We start from the raw sequence: 14,173 nt of genomic DNA, 5'->3' as shown, positions 1-14,173 counted from the left end.
TTCAGTTCGTCGCCGGCAATGCGCTGCCCGCGCGCGGGCCCGGCGTCTGGTCGAAGGCGGCGGCTGGCGAGAAGCTGATCGCCACCAGGTCCTCGAGCCGGCAGGCCAGCATGGCGTCGACCACGCTGGTCGGGTAGCCGATGGCGCTGATCTCGCGCTCCATCGCGAGCAGGTAGCGTCGCAGCAGGGCCGTGTCGCCCGCATCGGCGTTGCGAAGCTCGACCGCGCCAGCTTTCACCTGCAAGGTGCGGTGGCTGCCCGGGTCGCTGAACACCACTGCGATCTGCCCGGTGGACGCCACGTCAAGCAACAGTTGCCTGCCCTGGCTGCGCGCCAGGAACACGGTGATGCGCGTGCCGTCCATCGAGATGGAACTGCCCATGGCCCGCATCAGGCTCGGCCTCAAGGCCGCGTCGCGCGATGCGACCACGGTCGACACGCCCCGGTTCACCATCGCGATGAACTCGGCCGTGAGCAGCGCGCAGGGAGGGGCTGCAGCCATCAATCCCCGACGGCCTTCACCAGCATCACCGGAACCCCGGCGCCGTGCAGCACGGAATGAGAGACCGAGCCCACCAGCGCGCTGCGCAGGTCGCTCGAGCCGGAGGTCTGCATGATGATCATGTCGCAGGCGAAGCCTTCCGCGATGTCCACCAGCGTGTGGCCCGGGTCGCCCGTGCCGACCTCGCTTTCGAACTCGAGGCCCGCGTGCCGCAGCAGCGCCTCGGCCGACGCCAGCAGGTGCGTGCCGGCGCTTGTGCTCACTTCTTCGAGCACCCCGATGTCGGGCGCCGACACCATCTCGTAGAGGTTGGCCGGCGCCTGCACGTTGGCCACCACGAAGCTTGCCTTCAGCCCTTCGTCCACGAGCCGGATCGCATGCCGCACCGCGGCCAGTGCCTCGTCGGAGCCGTCAATGGGCAGAAGAATCTTCATCATCGCTTTCCCCGGGAGCTGTGGATGCATGAGGATACGACGGCTGTCGTGCGGCGTCATCCATGAAGCGACGGTGGGCTGCGCGGTGATCGCTCGATGTGACGATAGAGTGGGCGCCATGCCCATCCCGCCATCGACTCGCCCCGTCGCGCCCTTGCCCACGCGCGACGGCGTCGGGCCCAGCGTGGTGGCGCTGCCGGAAGGCGACTGGCCGACGATGCTGGACTTTCTCGTGGAGCGCTTTCCGGCGATCGCGCGCAGTACGTGGCTGGAGCGCATCGCGGCGCTCACGGTGGTCGACGAGCGCGGCGAACCGGTCACGCCCACGCGGCGCTACCAGCCGCGCCTGCGCCTTTTCTACTACCGCTCGCTCGGCAGGGAGCCCGAACTGCCCGAGTACGAAACGGTGCTCCATCAAGACGCCGAGCTGGTCGTCGTGGACAAGCCGCATTTCATGCCTGTCACGCCCTCCGGACCGTACCTGCAGCAAAGCCTGCTGGTGCGCTTGAAACGGGCGCTCGGCATCGACGCACTGGTGCCGCTGCACCGCATCGACCGGGCGACTGCGGGCCTCGTGCTGTTCTCCGCCAACCCGGCCTCGCGCGGGCAGTACCAGCGGCTGTTCATCGATCGTGCGATGCACAAGGAATACGAGGCCATCGTGCATTGGCCGTCCGGCGCCACGGCGCCGGCTTCGTATGAGAGCCGGCTGTTGCCCGACGCCCATTTCATGCGCACGCAGGAGGCGCCTGGCGAGCCCAATTCGCAGACGCACATCGAGTTGCTCGAAGTGCGCGGGCAGCATGGGCGGCTGCGGCTGTCGCCCGTGACCGGCCGCAAGCACCAGTTGCGCGTGCATTGCAACGCGCTCGGCATGCCGATCGTCAACGACGAGATCTACCCGGTGCTCAAGCCCTTCGGCCCCGACGACCTGGCGCGGCCGATGCAATTGCTCGCGCGCAAGCTGGCCTTTGACGACCCGCTCACCGGCATGGCGAGGGAGTTCGTCAGTGCGCGTTCGTTGACGGGCTGGCCGGTGTCGCCCTGAACGCCAGGAAGTCGCGCAACGCCTGCCGGTCCAGCTGGTACTGGCCGTTGCAACGGTGCACCGCGAAGCCCAGGCGCTGGTTGATCGACAGGATCGGCGCATTCATCTCGGCGTTGGAGGTGATGATCATCTGCACCTCGAGATGGCGTGTGTGCACCAGCTCGAGCATGGCGGCCTTCATTGCCTTCGCCAGGCCCTTGCCGCGCCACGGTCTCGTGACGCCGGTGAGGGCCTGGAACAGCCGGTCCGGAAAGCGTGCGTCCCAATGGGCGTTGCACACCGCGGCCACCTCGTTCCTGCCGTCGACCAGCATGACGACGAAGTGCTCGCTGCCGATGCGGTCCATCTCCTCGTACCAGGTGATGTGGGCTTGCAGTTCGAAGCGCAGCGACGGGCCGGCGCCCTGGGGCATGTCGTCGACGATGGCCGTGAAGGGGCCCATCAGTTCGGCAAGCCGGTCCATCGGCACCCGGCCCGCGTGAATCTCCAGCGCAGGCCCAGCGCCGGCGCGTCCACGCCGGCCTTCCAGCGCGCCAGTTCGGCCCAGTCCAGCCCGGCCAGCGGCAGGCGGTTCTCGATCATCCGCAGCTTCTCGGTAGCGCCGAGGGCGCTGAGGAAGGCGTGGCCTGCGGGCAGGTCCGCGCTCGCGGTGGCTGTGTGCTTCCCGTGCGCTTCCATGAAATCCAGCAGCGGCCGCAGCAAGGCGGTGGCGACACCCTGCCGGCGATGCTCGTGCAGCACGCCGCCACCGGCGTCGAGGAAGGGCGCAAAGGTCTCGTAGTCGGGCGAGCCATTGCGGCGCGCGCCGATGAACAGGTTGCCAACCACCTCGCCGTCGATCAGCGCGACGTAGCGGCGCGATTCGATGAGCGGGGAGCGCTTGCGCACGGCAAGCTCGAAGTCCGCGTCGGCCAGCACAGGTTCATCCGGCGTGTCCTGGCTGGCGCGCAGCCTGCGGTAGCGGTGGTAGGCGGCCCATTCGGCGGGCGACGCGTTGTGGATGTCGAGGAAGCGGGTGTCGATCGTCCTGGCTGGGGTCATGTCGGATGGCAGGCGCACGCTTCACCGTGCGCGGCGGAGACGAGCTCGTTGAGGATCCCGCAGTCGGCGGCCTCGTGCGGCTCGGTGCAGCGGCTGCGCAATTGCGTGAGTTGCACCTCCAACGCCTGCAGGCTGGCGAGGCGGGCGCGCACGCGGCCGATCTGGTCGTCGATGAGGCGGTTGATGTCGCCGCAGTCGCCGCCGGGTGCGGCGCTGAAGGCCAGCAGCCGGGCCACGTCGGCCAAGGGAATGTCGAGCGCCCGGCAATGCCGCACGAAGGACAGGCCTTCCAGGTGCTCCGGCCCGTAGGCGCGGTAGCCGTTGGGTTCGCGCGCGGGCGCGGGCAACAGGCCCGTCTTCTCGTAGTAGCGGATGGTGTCGCTGTCGACGCCGGTCGCCCGGCTGAGTTCGCTGATTTTCATGGCCGTGGCTCCGTGCTGGTGCGTTCTCCGCATGCTACGCGCTTGACCTTGGAGCGGCTCCAAGGTGTGAAATGCCCGCTCCAGTCGATGTGGCATTGCCATCCCGGCTCGAGCTCAGAAAGCGAACATGGCAAATCATTCACACACACACGGCGCACACACAGGCGCTTGCTGCGCACCCGAACCAGAGGCGTTGACCCCGGCTGCCGCGCTGGTCGCCGCGCCCGGCACCTATCGCATCGCAACGATGGATTGCAGCATCGAGGAATCGGAGATCCGCCGTGTCGTCGAACCGATCGCGGGCATCCGCGGGCTGCATTTCCAGTTGGCCCGGCGGCTGCTGCGCATCGACGGCAGCGATGAGGCGCTGCCTCTTGCGCTGGCCGCGATCCGCAAGGCGGGCTTCGCGCCGGTGCCGGTCGGCGCGGGTCCGTTGCCGGGTGCCTCGGTGGAGGGGCACGGTCATGCGGATGACCACGATCACGCGCAGCACGCTGCATCCGGCACGTCGATCCACGCCCGCCTCGGCGCCGCGCTCGCCCTCGCACTGCTGGCCGAGTGCGTCCACTACTTCGCCCCCGACACGACGGCTTGGCGCGTCGCCGGCATGGGCGTCGCGGCGGTGGCGATCTGGCTCGCCGGCATCGAAACCTACACCAAGGGCTTGCTGGCCCTGCGGCATGCCCGCCTCAACATCAACGCCCTGATGTCGGTGGCCGTAACCGGCGCCTTCGTGATCGGCCAGTGGCCGGAGGCGGCGATGGTGATGGCGCTCTACGCCATCGCGGAACTGATCGAGGCTCGCGCCGTCGACAAGGCCCGGCAGGCGATCCAGGGCCTGGTCGCGCTTGCGCCGGACGATGCCGAGGTCATGCAGGACGGCGCATGGCAGCGCGTGAAGTCCGCCGCCATCGAGGTCGGCGCGATCGCCCGCGTCAAGCCGGGCGAGCGCGTGGCGCTCGATGGCACGGTCACCAAGGGCTACGGCAGCGTCGACCAGGCGCCGGTCACGGGCGAGAGCATGCCCGTCGACAAGGGGCCGGGGCTGCCGCTCTTCGCGGGCACCATCAACTTCGATGGTGAACTGGAGTACCGCGTGACGACCGCGGCCAGCGACACCACGCTGGCCCGCATCATCCACGCCGTCGAAGAGGCGCAAGGCACGCGGGCGCCGACGCAGCGTTTCGTCGACCGCTTTGCGGCCATCTATACGCCGGCCGTCTTCGCGATGGCGTTGGCGGTGGCGGTGCTGCCGCCGCTGCTGCTCGACTGGGCGTGGCTCGACGCCATCTACAAGGCGCTGGTGCTGCTAGTCATCGCCTGCCCGTGCGCGCTGGTCATCTCGACGCCGGTCAGCGTGGTCAGCGGGCTGGCATCGGCGGCCCGGCGCGGCATCCTCATCAAGGGCGGCACCTACCTGGAGACGGCGCGGCTGATCAAGGCGGTGGCGCTGGACAAGACCGGCACGCTGACCGAAGGCAAGCCCCGGCTCGTCGAAGCACGGGCCATCGATGGCGCGCAGGAGGCGCGCGCATGGCTGCTGGCCCGCAGCCTGGCCGTGCGTTCCGACCATCCGGTCTCGCGCGCGATCGCGGCGGGGCTGGACGCGGTGCCGGTCGAGGTCGATTCGTTCAAGGCGCTCGTGGGTCGGGGCGTCGAGGGATGGGTCGGCGGCCGACGGCTGGTGCTGGGCAACCACCGGCTCATCAAGGAACGCCAGCAAAGCACTAGCACGCTCGATGCCGAACTCGAAGCCCACGAGGCCCTGGGCCGCACCGTCACGCTGCTGGCCGACGAGGACGGCGTGCTGGCGCTGTTCGCTGTGGCCGACACGCTCAAGCCGGGCTCGGTGCACGCCGTGGCGCAACTGGCGCGCATGGGTGTCGCGGCCGTCATGCTCACCGGAGACAACCCCGCCACCGCGCAGGCCGTTGCCCGCGAGGCCGGCATCGCGGACGCACGCGGCGGCCTGTTGCCGCAGGACAAGCTGGCCGCAATCAGCGAGATGCAGAAGCGCTACGGCCCCACCGCCATGACCGGTGACGGCATCAACGACGCGCCCGCGCTCGCGCAGGCCGACATCGGTTTCGCAATGGGCGCCGCCGGCAGCGACATTGCCGTGGAAACCGCCGACGTGGTCATCATGAACGACAACCTCGGCCGCATCGCCGACACCATCGCTCTCTCGCGCCGCACGCACGCCATCCTGTGGCAGAACATCGCCATCGCGCTGGCGATCAAGGCGGTGTTCTTCGTGCTCGCGGTGATGGGCAGTGCAACGATGTGGATGGCCGTGTTCGCCGACATGGGCGCGAGCCTGCTGGTGGTGGGCAACGGCCTGCGCCTGATGCGGAAGTAAGGCCTGTCCCCGAATGCGCCTGCGCTGCTTCGGGTTTGATCAACGGGTCCAAAGCACATTTTTTGCTACGAAAGTAATAGCATGAAATGGCGTTGCGATCGGCGATCAAGGGGTTATGGCAAGAAGCTCCTGGAGACGAATTGAATTTCTGATTGTCTGGGTGACAATCCGTTTTATTCGTTTCAGGGAGCCACGTGAAAACCATGTCTCGTGTCGTCAGCCGCCCGGTTGCCGGGTTCGCATTCGCCTATTTGCTGCTGGTCTACCGCACGTCGTCCGCCGACGCTCAGCTCGTGGCCAGCGAAGACAGCAGGCGTCTGCCGCCTGCCCAGGTGCTGATTCTTCGGGACGACGCTGGCAACGACGAGATCCATGTGCCAGTGGACCGGCGCGACGGTGCGCAGCACATGCGTCCGCCGATGCCGGGACAAGAGCCAATGCCCGGCCCGTCAGGGCAGGTCTTCAGCGCTGCGGAGTTGGGCCGAAGCCTCGATGTCAATGGCAAGGTGGTGATCGGTGGCGTCATGTTCAACGACCGGGACCACCTCGACCCCTCCAGCAAGCCTGCGCTCGATCAGATCGGCAAGCTCATGAAACTGCGGCCCGGTCTCCGGCTGCATGTCGTGGGGCACACGGACAACATCGGGGCCTTGGCCGGCAACCGCGAGATCAGCAAGCGGCAAGCGCACGCGATCTGCGTCGCATTGGTGGTGGATTACGGAATCGAGCGCAACCGCTTGACGGCCAACGGAATGGGCAGCCTCTCACCGATGGTGTCGAACCAGAGCAGCAGAGGCCGTGCAAGAAACCAGCGCGTCGAACTGGTCGCCCAGTAGCGGCGATCAAGCCCGGCTTCTACGAGATGGGTGTCAGGCAGGGAGCGTAGGCCGCGGCACCTGGAGACGTTTCAGCCATTGGCTGGCCAAAGCCGGGCCGGCTGCCATCGTGGCGCCGAGAAGCAGGCCGGCTGCAACGTCCAGGGGGAAATGAACGCCAACATAGACGCGTGCCCAGCCCGTCAGAAGTGCCAGCGCGGCCAGGATTGCGCCAAACACGCGCAATTGCGGTCGGTACAGGAAGCACAGCGCCACGGTGAACATCACACTCGCGTGGGTGCTGGGCAGCGAGCCGCGGCCGCCGTGGGCGATCCAGGGCGGGCTCAGCCCGATCATGAACGGCCTCGGGTGCTTCAGCGTGGCTGCGATCTCATGGGCCAGCATGCCCGCGCACACGGCCATCAGGCACGCCGCAAGGATGTAGGGACGGTCTGCGGGGCGCCGCCAAGCCGCGAAGGCAACCGCGCCCGCCATCATCCAGGACGTGCCGACAGCCAATTGCGTGGCCAGCCAAAGCAGGGCGGCGTTGGGCGAGAAGCCGGCGCCGATCCACTGGAAGAGTTGGTGATTGAGGAGGTTCATTGGGCGGGACACCTCGCTGCCGCAGGGGCAGGACGCAGCCCAGGAGGTCTGACGGATTGCAAGCTGGCAGGCTATCGCTTGCGCGTGACTGCAGCATGAACCATACGTTCAGGAATCGATCAGGTAGCGCTCGCGAATGTCAAAGCGGCAAATACACCGGCGCAGTCTAGCGGAGCTGTCGCAATGCGGATCGCGGATCGCGGCGGTGTATGCGCCAGGCGCGCTGCCGTGCTACACGGATCCGGCCGACGGCGCCGGCCACGCACTGCCCGACGCGTGGGCGCCCGGCGGCAACGGCAACGATGGAAGTGCTGCGCCGCTGCGGTAGACGTCGGGCGTCTGGCCGGTCCAGCGCTTGAAGGAGCGGAAGAAGGAGTTGGGATCGACGAATCCCAGCAAGTAGGCGATCTCGGTCAGGCTGGCGCGGCCGGCTGCCAGGTGGTGCCGCGCCATCTCCAGCCGCACCTCGTCCAGCAAGGCTGTGAACTGTGCGCCCTCCCGCGCCAGCCGCCGCTGCAGCGTGCGCTCGCTGACGCACAGCCTGCTGGCCACCTGCTCGATGGTGGGTAGCTCGCCGCGCAACATCTCGCGCAGCGCGTCGCGCACGGCCTTCGTCATGCTGCGAGGCATGCGCCAGGCAAGCAGGTCGCGTTCGGCCGCATCGTCGAACAAGGCCGTGACCTGCGGATTGGCGCCGACCAGCGGCAGATCGAGATCGGCGCGGCGGAACACGATGGCATCGTGCGGTTGCTCAAACAGGGCAGGGCAGGAGAACACTTCGGCATACCGGGCATGGTAGGGAGGGTGCTCGCCGCGCAAGGCGAGGCGCAGCGGCGTGATCGGCTGTCCGGTGAAGAGACGCCCGAAGCTGAGGAGCGCACCCATCTGGATGTCCATGCGACAACGGCTGTAGCTTCGCTGCGGCCCGGCGCAGTGCATGCGCACCTCGATCTCCCGCGCGTCCTGCACGAGTTCCACGTTGCAGGCCGATGCGAGCGCCGTGTAGCGGACGATGCGCGCCAGCGCTGCACCGAAATTCGGGCAGGTCATGACCGAGAAGCCGACCACGCCGAAGAGCTCGGGCCGCATCTGCATTCCGATGGCCAGGCCAGCGGCAGGATCGCCGAGGGATTCGTAAGCGGCGGTAAAGAAGCGGTCGGCCTGTTCTTCGCCCAGTGACTTCTTCAGGTCCTCGACGGTGAGGTGGGCGCTTGCCGCAGCTTCGGCGAGATCGATGCCGGCTTTTTGCAGGCCATGGAGGATGTTCAACGGCAGAGGAGCGCAGGACGCCACGACGACAGGCCTTGATCGAATAATCCGGCCGCGAACCTCATTCACGCTTGGCGCGAAAAGCGAGTGGATTGGCGGCTGCGGACAGTCTTGCTCCCCGTGGAAAGCTTAATCTGTGTCTGCATATAAACACAAGTATTACTTTCTGTATGACTCAAGGGCGTTGTCATCGAGGTCGACCCGCGCGCGAGGCCGGCGCGCCCGCATGCCGGGCCCCTGACGCCTGCGCGGGAGGCCCATGCCGCGCATCCTGATCGTCGAGGACAACGACGCGGAACGTGACGCGCTCTCGCGCCGGCTGGTGCGGCAGGGCTTCGAGATCGCCGTGGCCGGCGACGGCGCGGTGGCCATCGAGCGGGCGCGCATGGAGTCACCCGACCTCATCCTCATGGACTGCAGCCTGCCGGTGATCGATGGCTGGGAGGCCGCGCGCCGCCTGAAGGCGGACCCGGGAACGCTGTCGATCCCGATCATCGCGTTGACCACCCAGGGCGTGCCCGAGGAGAGCGAACGTGCGCTCGACGCGGGCTGCAATGACGTCGACACCAAGCCCATCGACGTCCCCGGGCTGATCGTCAAGATCAATCGCGCGCTGGGTCTGCCGGATCGGATGCGGACGCCGTCACCCCGGGGGGATTGACACCCACTCCCGTGGCGCCAGCGGCGCCACCCTCGAAGGGGGCGCACCCGGCGGCCCGGCAGATCCGGGTCCGGAGGTGCTCCCGAACGGATTCGCCTTGCCCAGCCTCCGCTGGCGTGGCAGGCACTCGCGAATTGGCGGTGAGAGGCCGCTAGTCCTTCTGGTCCGCCGCCCGCAGCGAGGCGTCGGACGCCGAGTGCGCCACGTACACATGCGCGCGTCCCAGCGCTACGGGTTCCTCCGCACTGCGTTGCCAGCAGCGGATGCCGACGGCGGCGATGCGCCGGCCGACGCGGTGCATCTCGCATTGCGCATAGAGGTCCGCCGCGCCCGCGGAACTGAGGTAGTCGAGCGAGAAATCGACCAGCTTGGGCGGCATCAGGTTGCTCAGCGCGGCGCTGGTGGCCGTCAGGGCAGCGGCCTGCATGAACGTGGCCAGCACGCCGCCGTGGATCGCGGGCAGGGATGCGTTGCCGATCCACCGTGCATCGAAGGGCATGTGGAACGTCAACTCCCCGCCTGGCGCGCCCGGCGCCAGACGGATGCCGAGATAACGGCAATAGGGCGCGGCCTCCAGTGCCGCAGCCGTCCTGTCGCGCAGGGTTTGCGCGCCGACTTCGCCGGGATCGAGCTCCTTCGTCATGCGCGGCTCCCACGCGGCGTGCTCGACGAGAGCATGAAGGTGCCCATCACGACGGCCACGAGCTTCGACGCAGGTCCGGCGATGACTTCGCATCGGGTGAAGGCCACTGTGCGGGTCATGCGGTAGCACTCGGCTTGCGCGCACAGTTCGGCATCCATCGTGGCCGGTGCGAGGTGGTCGATGCGCATGTCGAGCGTGGCAATGGGAACGACGCGCTCCAGCGCCCGCATCACCGCCAGCCCGCAGGCCGAGTCGGCCAGGCTGAACAGCACGCCGGGAAAGAAGAACGCGCCGCCGTTGTCGCCCGACAAGTGGGGCCGTGGCGCGAGGCGCACCCGCGTCTTGCCGTCCGCGCCCGCGTCCTCGACTTGCATGCCGATGTCGAGGCCATGCGGTATGCGGCGGGCAAATAGCTCGCCAAATTCGCGGGCCTTGGCGTCTGCGCTGCTTGTCTCTTGCGATGTCATGTTTCCTGGGGGCTGTTGAAGGCTTCGCTGATGATGTCATGCAACCGGAGCAGGGCCTGTCGCCACTTTTGCAAGGAAGCATCGGGGTGGCCGCGTGAAAGCAGGCGTCAGGCTTGTCCCGGCGTGGCGCGTCCGCGCGTCGTCGCGATCCAGATGCCGAGGAAGACGGCGAAGAGGCCGGCGACGAGGTTCCAGCCGATCGGTTCGCGCAGCAACCATGCGCCGACCAGCGCGGCCATGATGGGGTTGACCGTGATCGACACGGCCACGCGCGTGGGCGTGGTGCGTTCCAGCGCATAGGCCCAGAGGATGAAGACGACAGCGCCGCCAAAGACGCCGAGGTAGAGCAAGGCCCACCGCTGCGCCGCGCCAAGCTTCGCCACCGAGGCAAAGCCGCCGCGCCAGGCCGAGATGGCGCTGAGGCACAGCGCACCCACGCCCATGGCGAAGGCGGTGAATGCGACTGGCCCGGAGCGTGCCATCAGCGGCCTCGCGCTCACGCTGTAGAGCGCCATGCAGAGCGCTGCGGCCACCATCAGCAGGTCGCCGCGCCAGGCGCCCGCCGGCGCGTTGGCAAGACCTGCCAGCAGCGCCAGCGCAACGCCGCTCATGGCGATCAACACCCCCGCGGACTTGCGCCGCGTGAGCCGTTCGACGCCGAACAGCGCCGCGATCAGCATGGTCAGCAGCGGCAGCGTCGACAGCGCCAGCGCGCCGCGTGCAGCCGTGGTGTGGATCAGCGAGGCATTGAACAGCACCGGAAAGAGCGCGAAGAACAACAGGCCCAGCGCGGCGACCGCGGGCCAGTCGCGCGCACCGGGCCAACGCTCGCGCCGCAGCAGCGCCACCGGCAGCAGCAGCGCGACGCCGATTCCGAAGCGAAAGGCGCCCAGCGTGAGCGGATCGGTCAGCCCGATCAGGTAGCGCGTGGCGCCGATCGCCGTGCCGCCGAGGCCGCTCGACAGCATAGCCGCGAGCACGCCTGCGAGCTCACCCACGACGGGCGGCCTGCAGATGCATCTTCATTCCCTCGGCTTTACGAACACCAGGTCCCAGACGCCGTGGCCGAGCTTGAGCCCGCGGTTCTCGAACTTGGTCAGCGGCCGGTAGTCGGGCTTGGGTGCGTAGTCGTTCGCGGTGTTGCGCAGCAGCGGTTCGGCGCCGAGCACTTCGAGCATCTGTTCGGCATAGGGCTGCCAGTCGGTGGCGCAATGCAGGTAGCCGCCGGGCGCCAGGTGTTCGGCCAGCTTGTGCACGAAGGGCGTCTGCAGCAGGCGGCGCTTGTTGTGGCGCTTCTTGTGCCACGGGTCCGGGAAGAACACATGCACGCCGGCGAGCGTGCCGGGCCGGATCATGTGGTCGAGCACCTCGACTGCGTCATGGGCCACGATGCGGATGTTGCCGATGCCCTGTTCGCCGCAGCGCTTGAGCAGCTTGCCGACGCCGGGTTCATGCACTTCGCAGGCCAGGAAGTTCGTTCCGGGCAGCACCGTGGCGATGTGCGCCGTTGCCTCGCCCATGCCGAAGCCGATCTCCAACACCGTCGGCGCATGTCGGCCGAAGGCGGCGTCGAAGTCGAGCGGCGCCTGCTGGTAGGGCAGGAGGAACTGCGGCCCGAAGTCCTCGTAGGCCTTGGCCTGGCCTTCGGTGGTGCGGCCGCCGCGTTTGACGAAGCTCTTGAGTCGGCGGTGCAGGGGATGCGGCTTGTCGTCTTGGCCCGGAGGGGTGGCGGGCGGGAGGTCGTGGGGGGTGGAAGGGGCTTGGCTCACGGGGCCGGATTGTAGAGATCGCGCCATGCGGGCACCCATGCGGCTAGCGCCTCGGGGAGGGTGGCCGCGCTGCCGGCGGGGAGGCCGAGCGCGACGGCGGCGGCCTTGAGAGCCGTCAGTGCGGCAGCGGGTGTGCCGGTATCCAGCGGCTGTGCGCCGTTCTGCTTGGAGAGCTTCTGGCCGTCCGCCGCGAGCACCAGCGGCGTGTGCAGGTAGCTGGGCGTCGGCAGGCCGAGCGCGCGTTGCAGCAGGATCTGGCGGGCCGTGTTGTCGGCCAGGTCTTCGCCGCGCACGACGTCGGTGATGCCCTGCGCCGCATCGTCGACGACGACCGCGAGCTGGTAGGCCCAGGGGCCGTCGGCACGCTTGAGGATGAAGTCGCCGACCTCCGCGCCAACGTCCTGGTGCTGCGCGCCGAGCCGGCGGTCGACCCATTGAACATCGCCGGGCGGCACGCGGAAGCGCCACGCGCGTGCGGGCTTGCCACGCAATCCGTCCCTGCAGGTGCCGGGGTAGACGCGCTCGCCGTGTCGGTGGTGCACGAGGCCCAGCCGCGTCAGCGCATGCTCGATGTCCTTGCGCGAGCAGGCGCAGGGATAGGCCCGGTCCAGCGATTGCAAAGTGTCCAGCGCCTGCTGGTAGAGCGCGACGCGCTGCGTCTGCCACCCCGGGGGTTCATCCGGCGCCAGTCCGCAGGCCGCGAGTTGCTGCAGGATGACGTCGCCCATGCCGGGCAGGCAGCGTTCGGTGTCGGCATCTTCGATCCGCACCAGCCATTCCGCCTGCGGTCCGCGTGCGCGCACGTCGAGCCAGCTTGCCAGCGCGGCGACCAGCGAGCCTGCGTGCAGCGGGCCGGTGGGCGATGGGGCGAATCGACCGGAAGGAATCGCGGGCATTGCCGGAGTCTGTGGGCACCCAGTCCGCGAACAGCGTGAAACGGGCCTTGCCGGGCGATTGGCGTTCCCTTGGGGGGAAGGCGCACGCCGTGCGCGGAGCCTGGGCGTGAGCCTTAGATCACATCCAGCGCAAGCGAGAGGCCCGACAGGAATCCGTCCTCGACCCGATGCCCGGTGCACCAGTCGCCGGCCAGCCCGATCTGCGCCTCGGCATCCCAGAAGTGGGACGCGCCCGCCGGCGCCAGCGTCTGCGCCTCGGGCCAGCAGCGGGCCTGCGAATAGCTCGGCGTGGCCAGGATGCCGGTGATTTCCGAGAAGGCGCGCAGCAGCTTGGCTTCGACGCGCTGGGCATCGTCGCGGATGTGTTCCTGCGACCAGGCGGGGCTGGCCTGCAGCGTCCAGCGCTCGATCGGGTCGCGGCCGGGCTTGGACGATTCGCGCGCCAGCCAGGCCACGCGGTGGTGGTTGCTGCGCGCGGCGTTCCATTGCGGGCCGAGGTGCGACATGGTCGGCTGGTTGGCCTGCGGGAACGCGATCATCAGCGTCCAGCAGGGCGCGATGCGCACATGCTCGATCTTCTTGCCGAGCGTGTCCGGCACCTTGCTGTTGGCGAGCAGCGTGCGCGCGAGGCCTGCCGGCACGGTGACGAGGACGCTGTCGAAATCAGAGTACACATGGGAGCTGTCGCCCGCGCCAGTGGTGCGCAGCTGCCAGCGTGCGGGATTGAGCGCATCGCGTTCGATGCCGGTCACTTCGGTATCGGTCACCAGCGCGTCGCCGAGCGGTCGCGCCCACGTGGCGACCAGGGCGTCCATCCCCGGTTGTGCGACCCAATGCGGCTCCAGCGAGGGCAATGCGGCCTCGGCCACGCGGCCATGCGCATCGAGCACGCGGATGAGGTTGGCGCTCCACGGCTTGCACAGCGGATGCACGGTCTGCAGCGCCAGCGCGAAGCGGTCATCGCGGATGGTGAAGTACTGCGCGCCGCTGTCGAAGCGGCCGAACTGCGTCGCCTCGCTGGCCATGCGGCCGCCCGCGCCGGAATTGCGCTCGAACACCGTCACGCGGTGGCCGGCCTGCACCAGCGTGCGGGCTGCGGTGATGCCCGCGATGCCCGCACCAACGATGGCGAAATGCCTGGCGGCGGTGGGTCGATGGCGGTCGGCGGGAGGGCGTACTTTCATGACGAGTCTCTTTCTTTGCGACGTGTTCGGGTTCGTTCACACCTTCTCCGACTCTACCTC

General features: G+C 68.5%; 17 protein-coding genes. 4 read left to right on the top strand and 13 right to left on the bottom strand.

Going from position 1 to position 14,173, the window contains the following annotated elements:
- Position 1: 1 nt before the first annotated feature.
- Together HCU76_RS22125 and HCU76_RS22120 are read right to left on the bottom strand one after the other, a co-directional pair.
- Positions 2-502 carry a hypothetical protein gene (locus HCU76_RS22125; protein WP_213954063.1) on the bottom strand — a complete coding sequence of 167 codons (501 nt, stop codon included), beginning with the start codon at positions 500-502 and terminating at the stop codon, positions 2-4.
- On the bottom strand, positions 502-939 hold the full coding sequence (locus HCU76_RS22120; RefSeq protein ID WP_218510665.1) for a universal stress protein: 438 nt from the start codon (positions 937-939) through the stop codon (positions 502-504). Before HCU76_RS22120 ends, HCU76_RS22125 begins: the two co-directional genes overlap by 1 nt.
- Positions 940-1,054: 115 nt before the next feature.
- Between HCU76_RS22120 and HCU76_RS22115 the strand changes: the two genes are divergently transcribed.
- On the top strand, positions 1,055-1,984 hold the full coding sequence (locus HCU76_RS22115) for a pseudouridine synthase (RefSeq protein WP_213954065.1): 930 nt from the start codon (positions 1,055-1,057) through the stop codon (positions 1,982-1,984).
- On the opposite strand, the gene HCU76_RS22110 is transcribed toward HCU76_RS22115, so the two are convergent.
- From HCU76_RS22110 to HCU76_RS22100, 3 genes are read right to left on the bottom strand one after another with little or no spacing between them, the layout of a single operon-like run.
- Entirely contained in the window at positions 1,944-2,447 is a 504-nt protein-coding gene (locus tag HCU76_RS22110; RefSeq protein ID WP_213954066.1) for a hypothetical protein, read from the bottom strand. The genes HCU76_RS22115 and HCU76_RS22110 overlap by 41 nt on opposite strands.
- Positions 2,426-3,025 (bottom strand): GNAT family N-acetyltransferase, encoded by a 600-nt coding sequence (locus HCU76_RS22105; protein ID WP_213954067.1) that lies wholly within the window; start codon positions 3,023-3,025, stop codon positions 2,426-2,428. The genes HCU76_RS22110 and HCU76_RS22105 overlap by 22 nt, the downstream gene beginning before the upstream one ends.
- Positions 3,022-3,447, bottom strand: coding sequence for a Cd(II)/Pb(II)-responsive transcriptional regulator (locus HCU76_RS22100; protein ID WP_213954068.1), 426 nt, complete (start codon positions 3,445-3,447; stop codon positions 3,022-3,024). Before HCU76_RS22100 ends, HCU76_RS22105 begins: the two co-directional genes overlap by 4 nt.
- 127 nt (positions 3,448-3,574) lie before the next feature.
- On the opposite strand from HCU76_RS22100, the gene HCU76_RS22095 reads away from it, so the two are divergent.
- Both HCU76_RS22095 and HCU76_RS22090 read left to right on the top strand, forming a co-directional pair.
- Positions 3,575-5,806, top strand: a complete 2,232-nt coding sequence (locus HCU76_RS22095; RefSeq protein ID WP_371319880.1) for a heavy metal translocating P-type ATPase — start codon at positions 3,575-3,577, stop codon at positions 5,804-5,806.
- Positions 5,807-6,009: 203 nt separating this feature from the next.
- Positions 6,010-6,642, top strand: coding sequence for an OmpA family protein (locus HCU76_RS22090; RefSeq protein WP_256354355.1), 633 nt, complete (start codon positions 6,010-6,012; stop codon positions 6,640-6,642).
- Positions 6,643-6,675: 33 nt separating this feature from the next.
- On the opposite strand, the gene HCU76_RS22085 is transcribed toward HCU76_RS22090, so the two are convergent.
- Positions 6,676-7,224 (bottom strand): phosphatase PAP2 family protein, encoded by a 549-nt coding sequence (locus HCU76_RS22085; RefSeq protein WP_213954070.1) that lies wholly within the window; start codon positions 7,222-7,224, stop codon positions 6,676-6,678.
- Between the two features lie 231 nt (positions 7,225-7,455).
- Complete coding sequence (locus HCU76_RS22080; protein ID WP_213954071.1) at positions 7,456-8,493, bottom strand: AraC family transcriptional regulator; 1,038 nt, start codon at positions 8,491-8,493, stop codon at positions 7,456-7,458.
- A 259-nt stretch (positions 8,494-8,752) separates the two neighbouring features.
- Between HCU76_RS22080 and HCU76_RS22075 the strand changes: the two genes are divergently transcribed.
- Entirely contained in the window at positions 8,753-9,154 is a 402-nt protein-coding gene (locus tag HCU76_RS22075; RefSeq protein WP_213954072.1) for a response regulator, read from the top strand.
- A 151-nt stretch (positions 9,155-9,305) separates the two neighbouring features.
- Here the strand turns inward: HCU76_RS22075 and HCU76_RS22070 are convergent, their stop codons facing one another.
- The 6 genes from HCU76_RS22070 to HCU76_RS22045 all read right to left on the bottom strand — a co-directional run bounded on the left by HCU76_RS22070 (position 9,306) and on the right by HCU76_RS22045 (position 14,113).
- On the bottom strand, positions 9,306-9,797 hold the full coding sequence (locus tag HCU76_RS22070; protein ID WP_218510664.1) for a PaaI family thioesterase: 492 nt from the start codon (positions 9,795-9,797) through the stop codon (positions 9,306-9,308).
- On the bottom strand, positions 9,794-10,264 hold the full coding sequence (locus HCU76_RS22065; protein ID WP_218510663.1) for a PaaI family thioesterase: 471 nt from the start codon (positions 10,262-10,264) through the stop codon (positions 9,794-9,796). The genes HCU76_RS22070 and HCU76_RS22065 overlap by 4 nt, the downstream gene beginning before the upstream one ends.
- Before the next feature lie 107 nt (positions 10,265-10,371).
- A complete protein-coding gene (locus HCU76_RS37245) occupies positions 10,372-11,262 on the bottom strand; it encodes a DMT family transporter (RefSeq protein ID WP_371319879.1) in 891 nt (296 codons plus the stop codon).
- A 24-nt stretch (positions 11,263-11,286) separates the two neighbouring features.
- On the bottom strand, positions 11,287-12,060 hold the full coding sequence (trmB, locus tag HCU76_RS22055) for a tRNA (guanosine(46)-N7)-methyltransferase TrmB (RefSeq protein ID WP_371319878.1): 774 nt from the start codon (positions 12,058-12,060) through the stop codon (positions 11,287-11,289).
- Positions 12,030-12,929, bottom strand: a complete 900-nt coding sequence (gene gluQRS / locus HCU76_RS22050) for a tRNA glutamyl-Q(34) synthetase GluQRS (protein ID WP_213954075.1) — start codon at positions 12,927-12,929, stop codon at positions 12,030-12,032. The genes trmB and gluQRS overlap by 31 nt, the downstream gene beginning before the upstream one ends.
- 113 nt (positions 12,930-13,042) lie before the next feature.
- Positions 13,043-14,113: an NAD(P)/FAD-dependent oxidoreductase gene (locus HCU76_RS22045; RefSeq protein ID WP_218510662.1), complete on the bottom strand. Its 1,071-nt coding sequence runs from the start codon at positions 14,111-14,113 to the stop codon at positions 13,043-13,045.
- Positions 14,114-14,173 lie beyond the last annotated feature (60 nt).

This window comes from Variovorax sp. dw_308, from assembly GCF_019207085.1.
GTDB lineage: Bacteria > Pseudomonadota > Gammaproteobacteria > Burkholderiales > Burkholderiaceae_C > Variovorax.
Note: the sequence above shows the minus strand (reverse complement) of the source record. Positions and strands in the feature narration are given on the sequence as shown.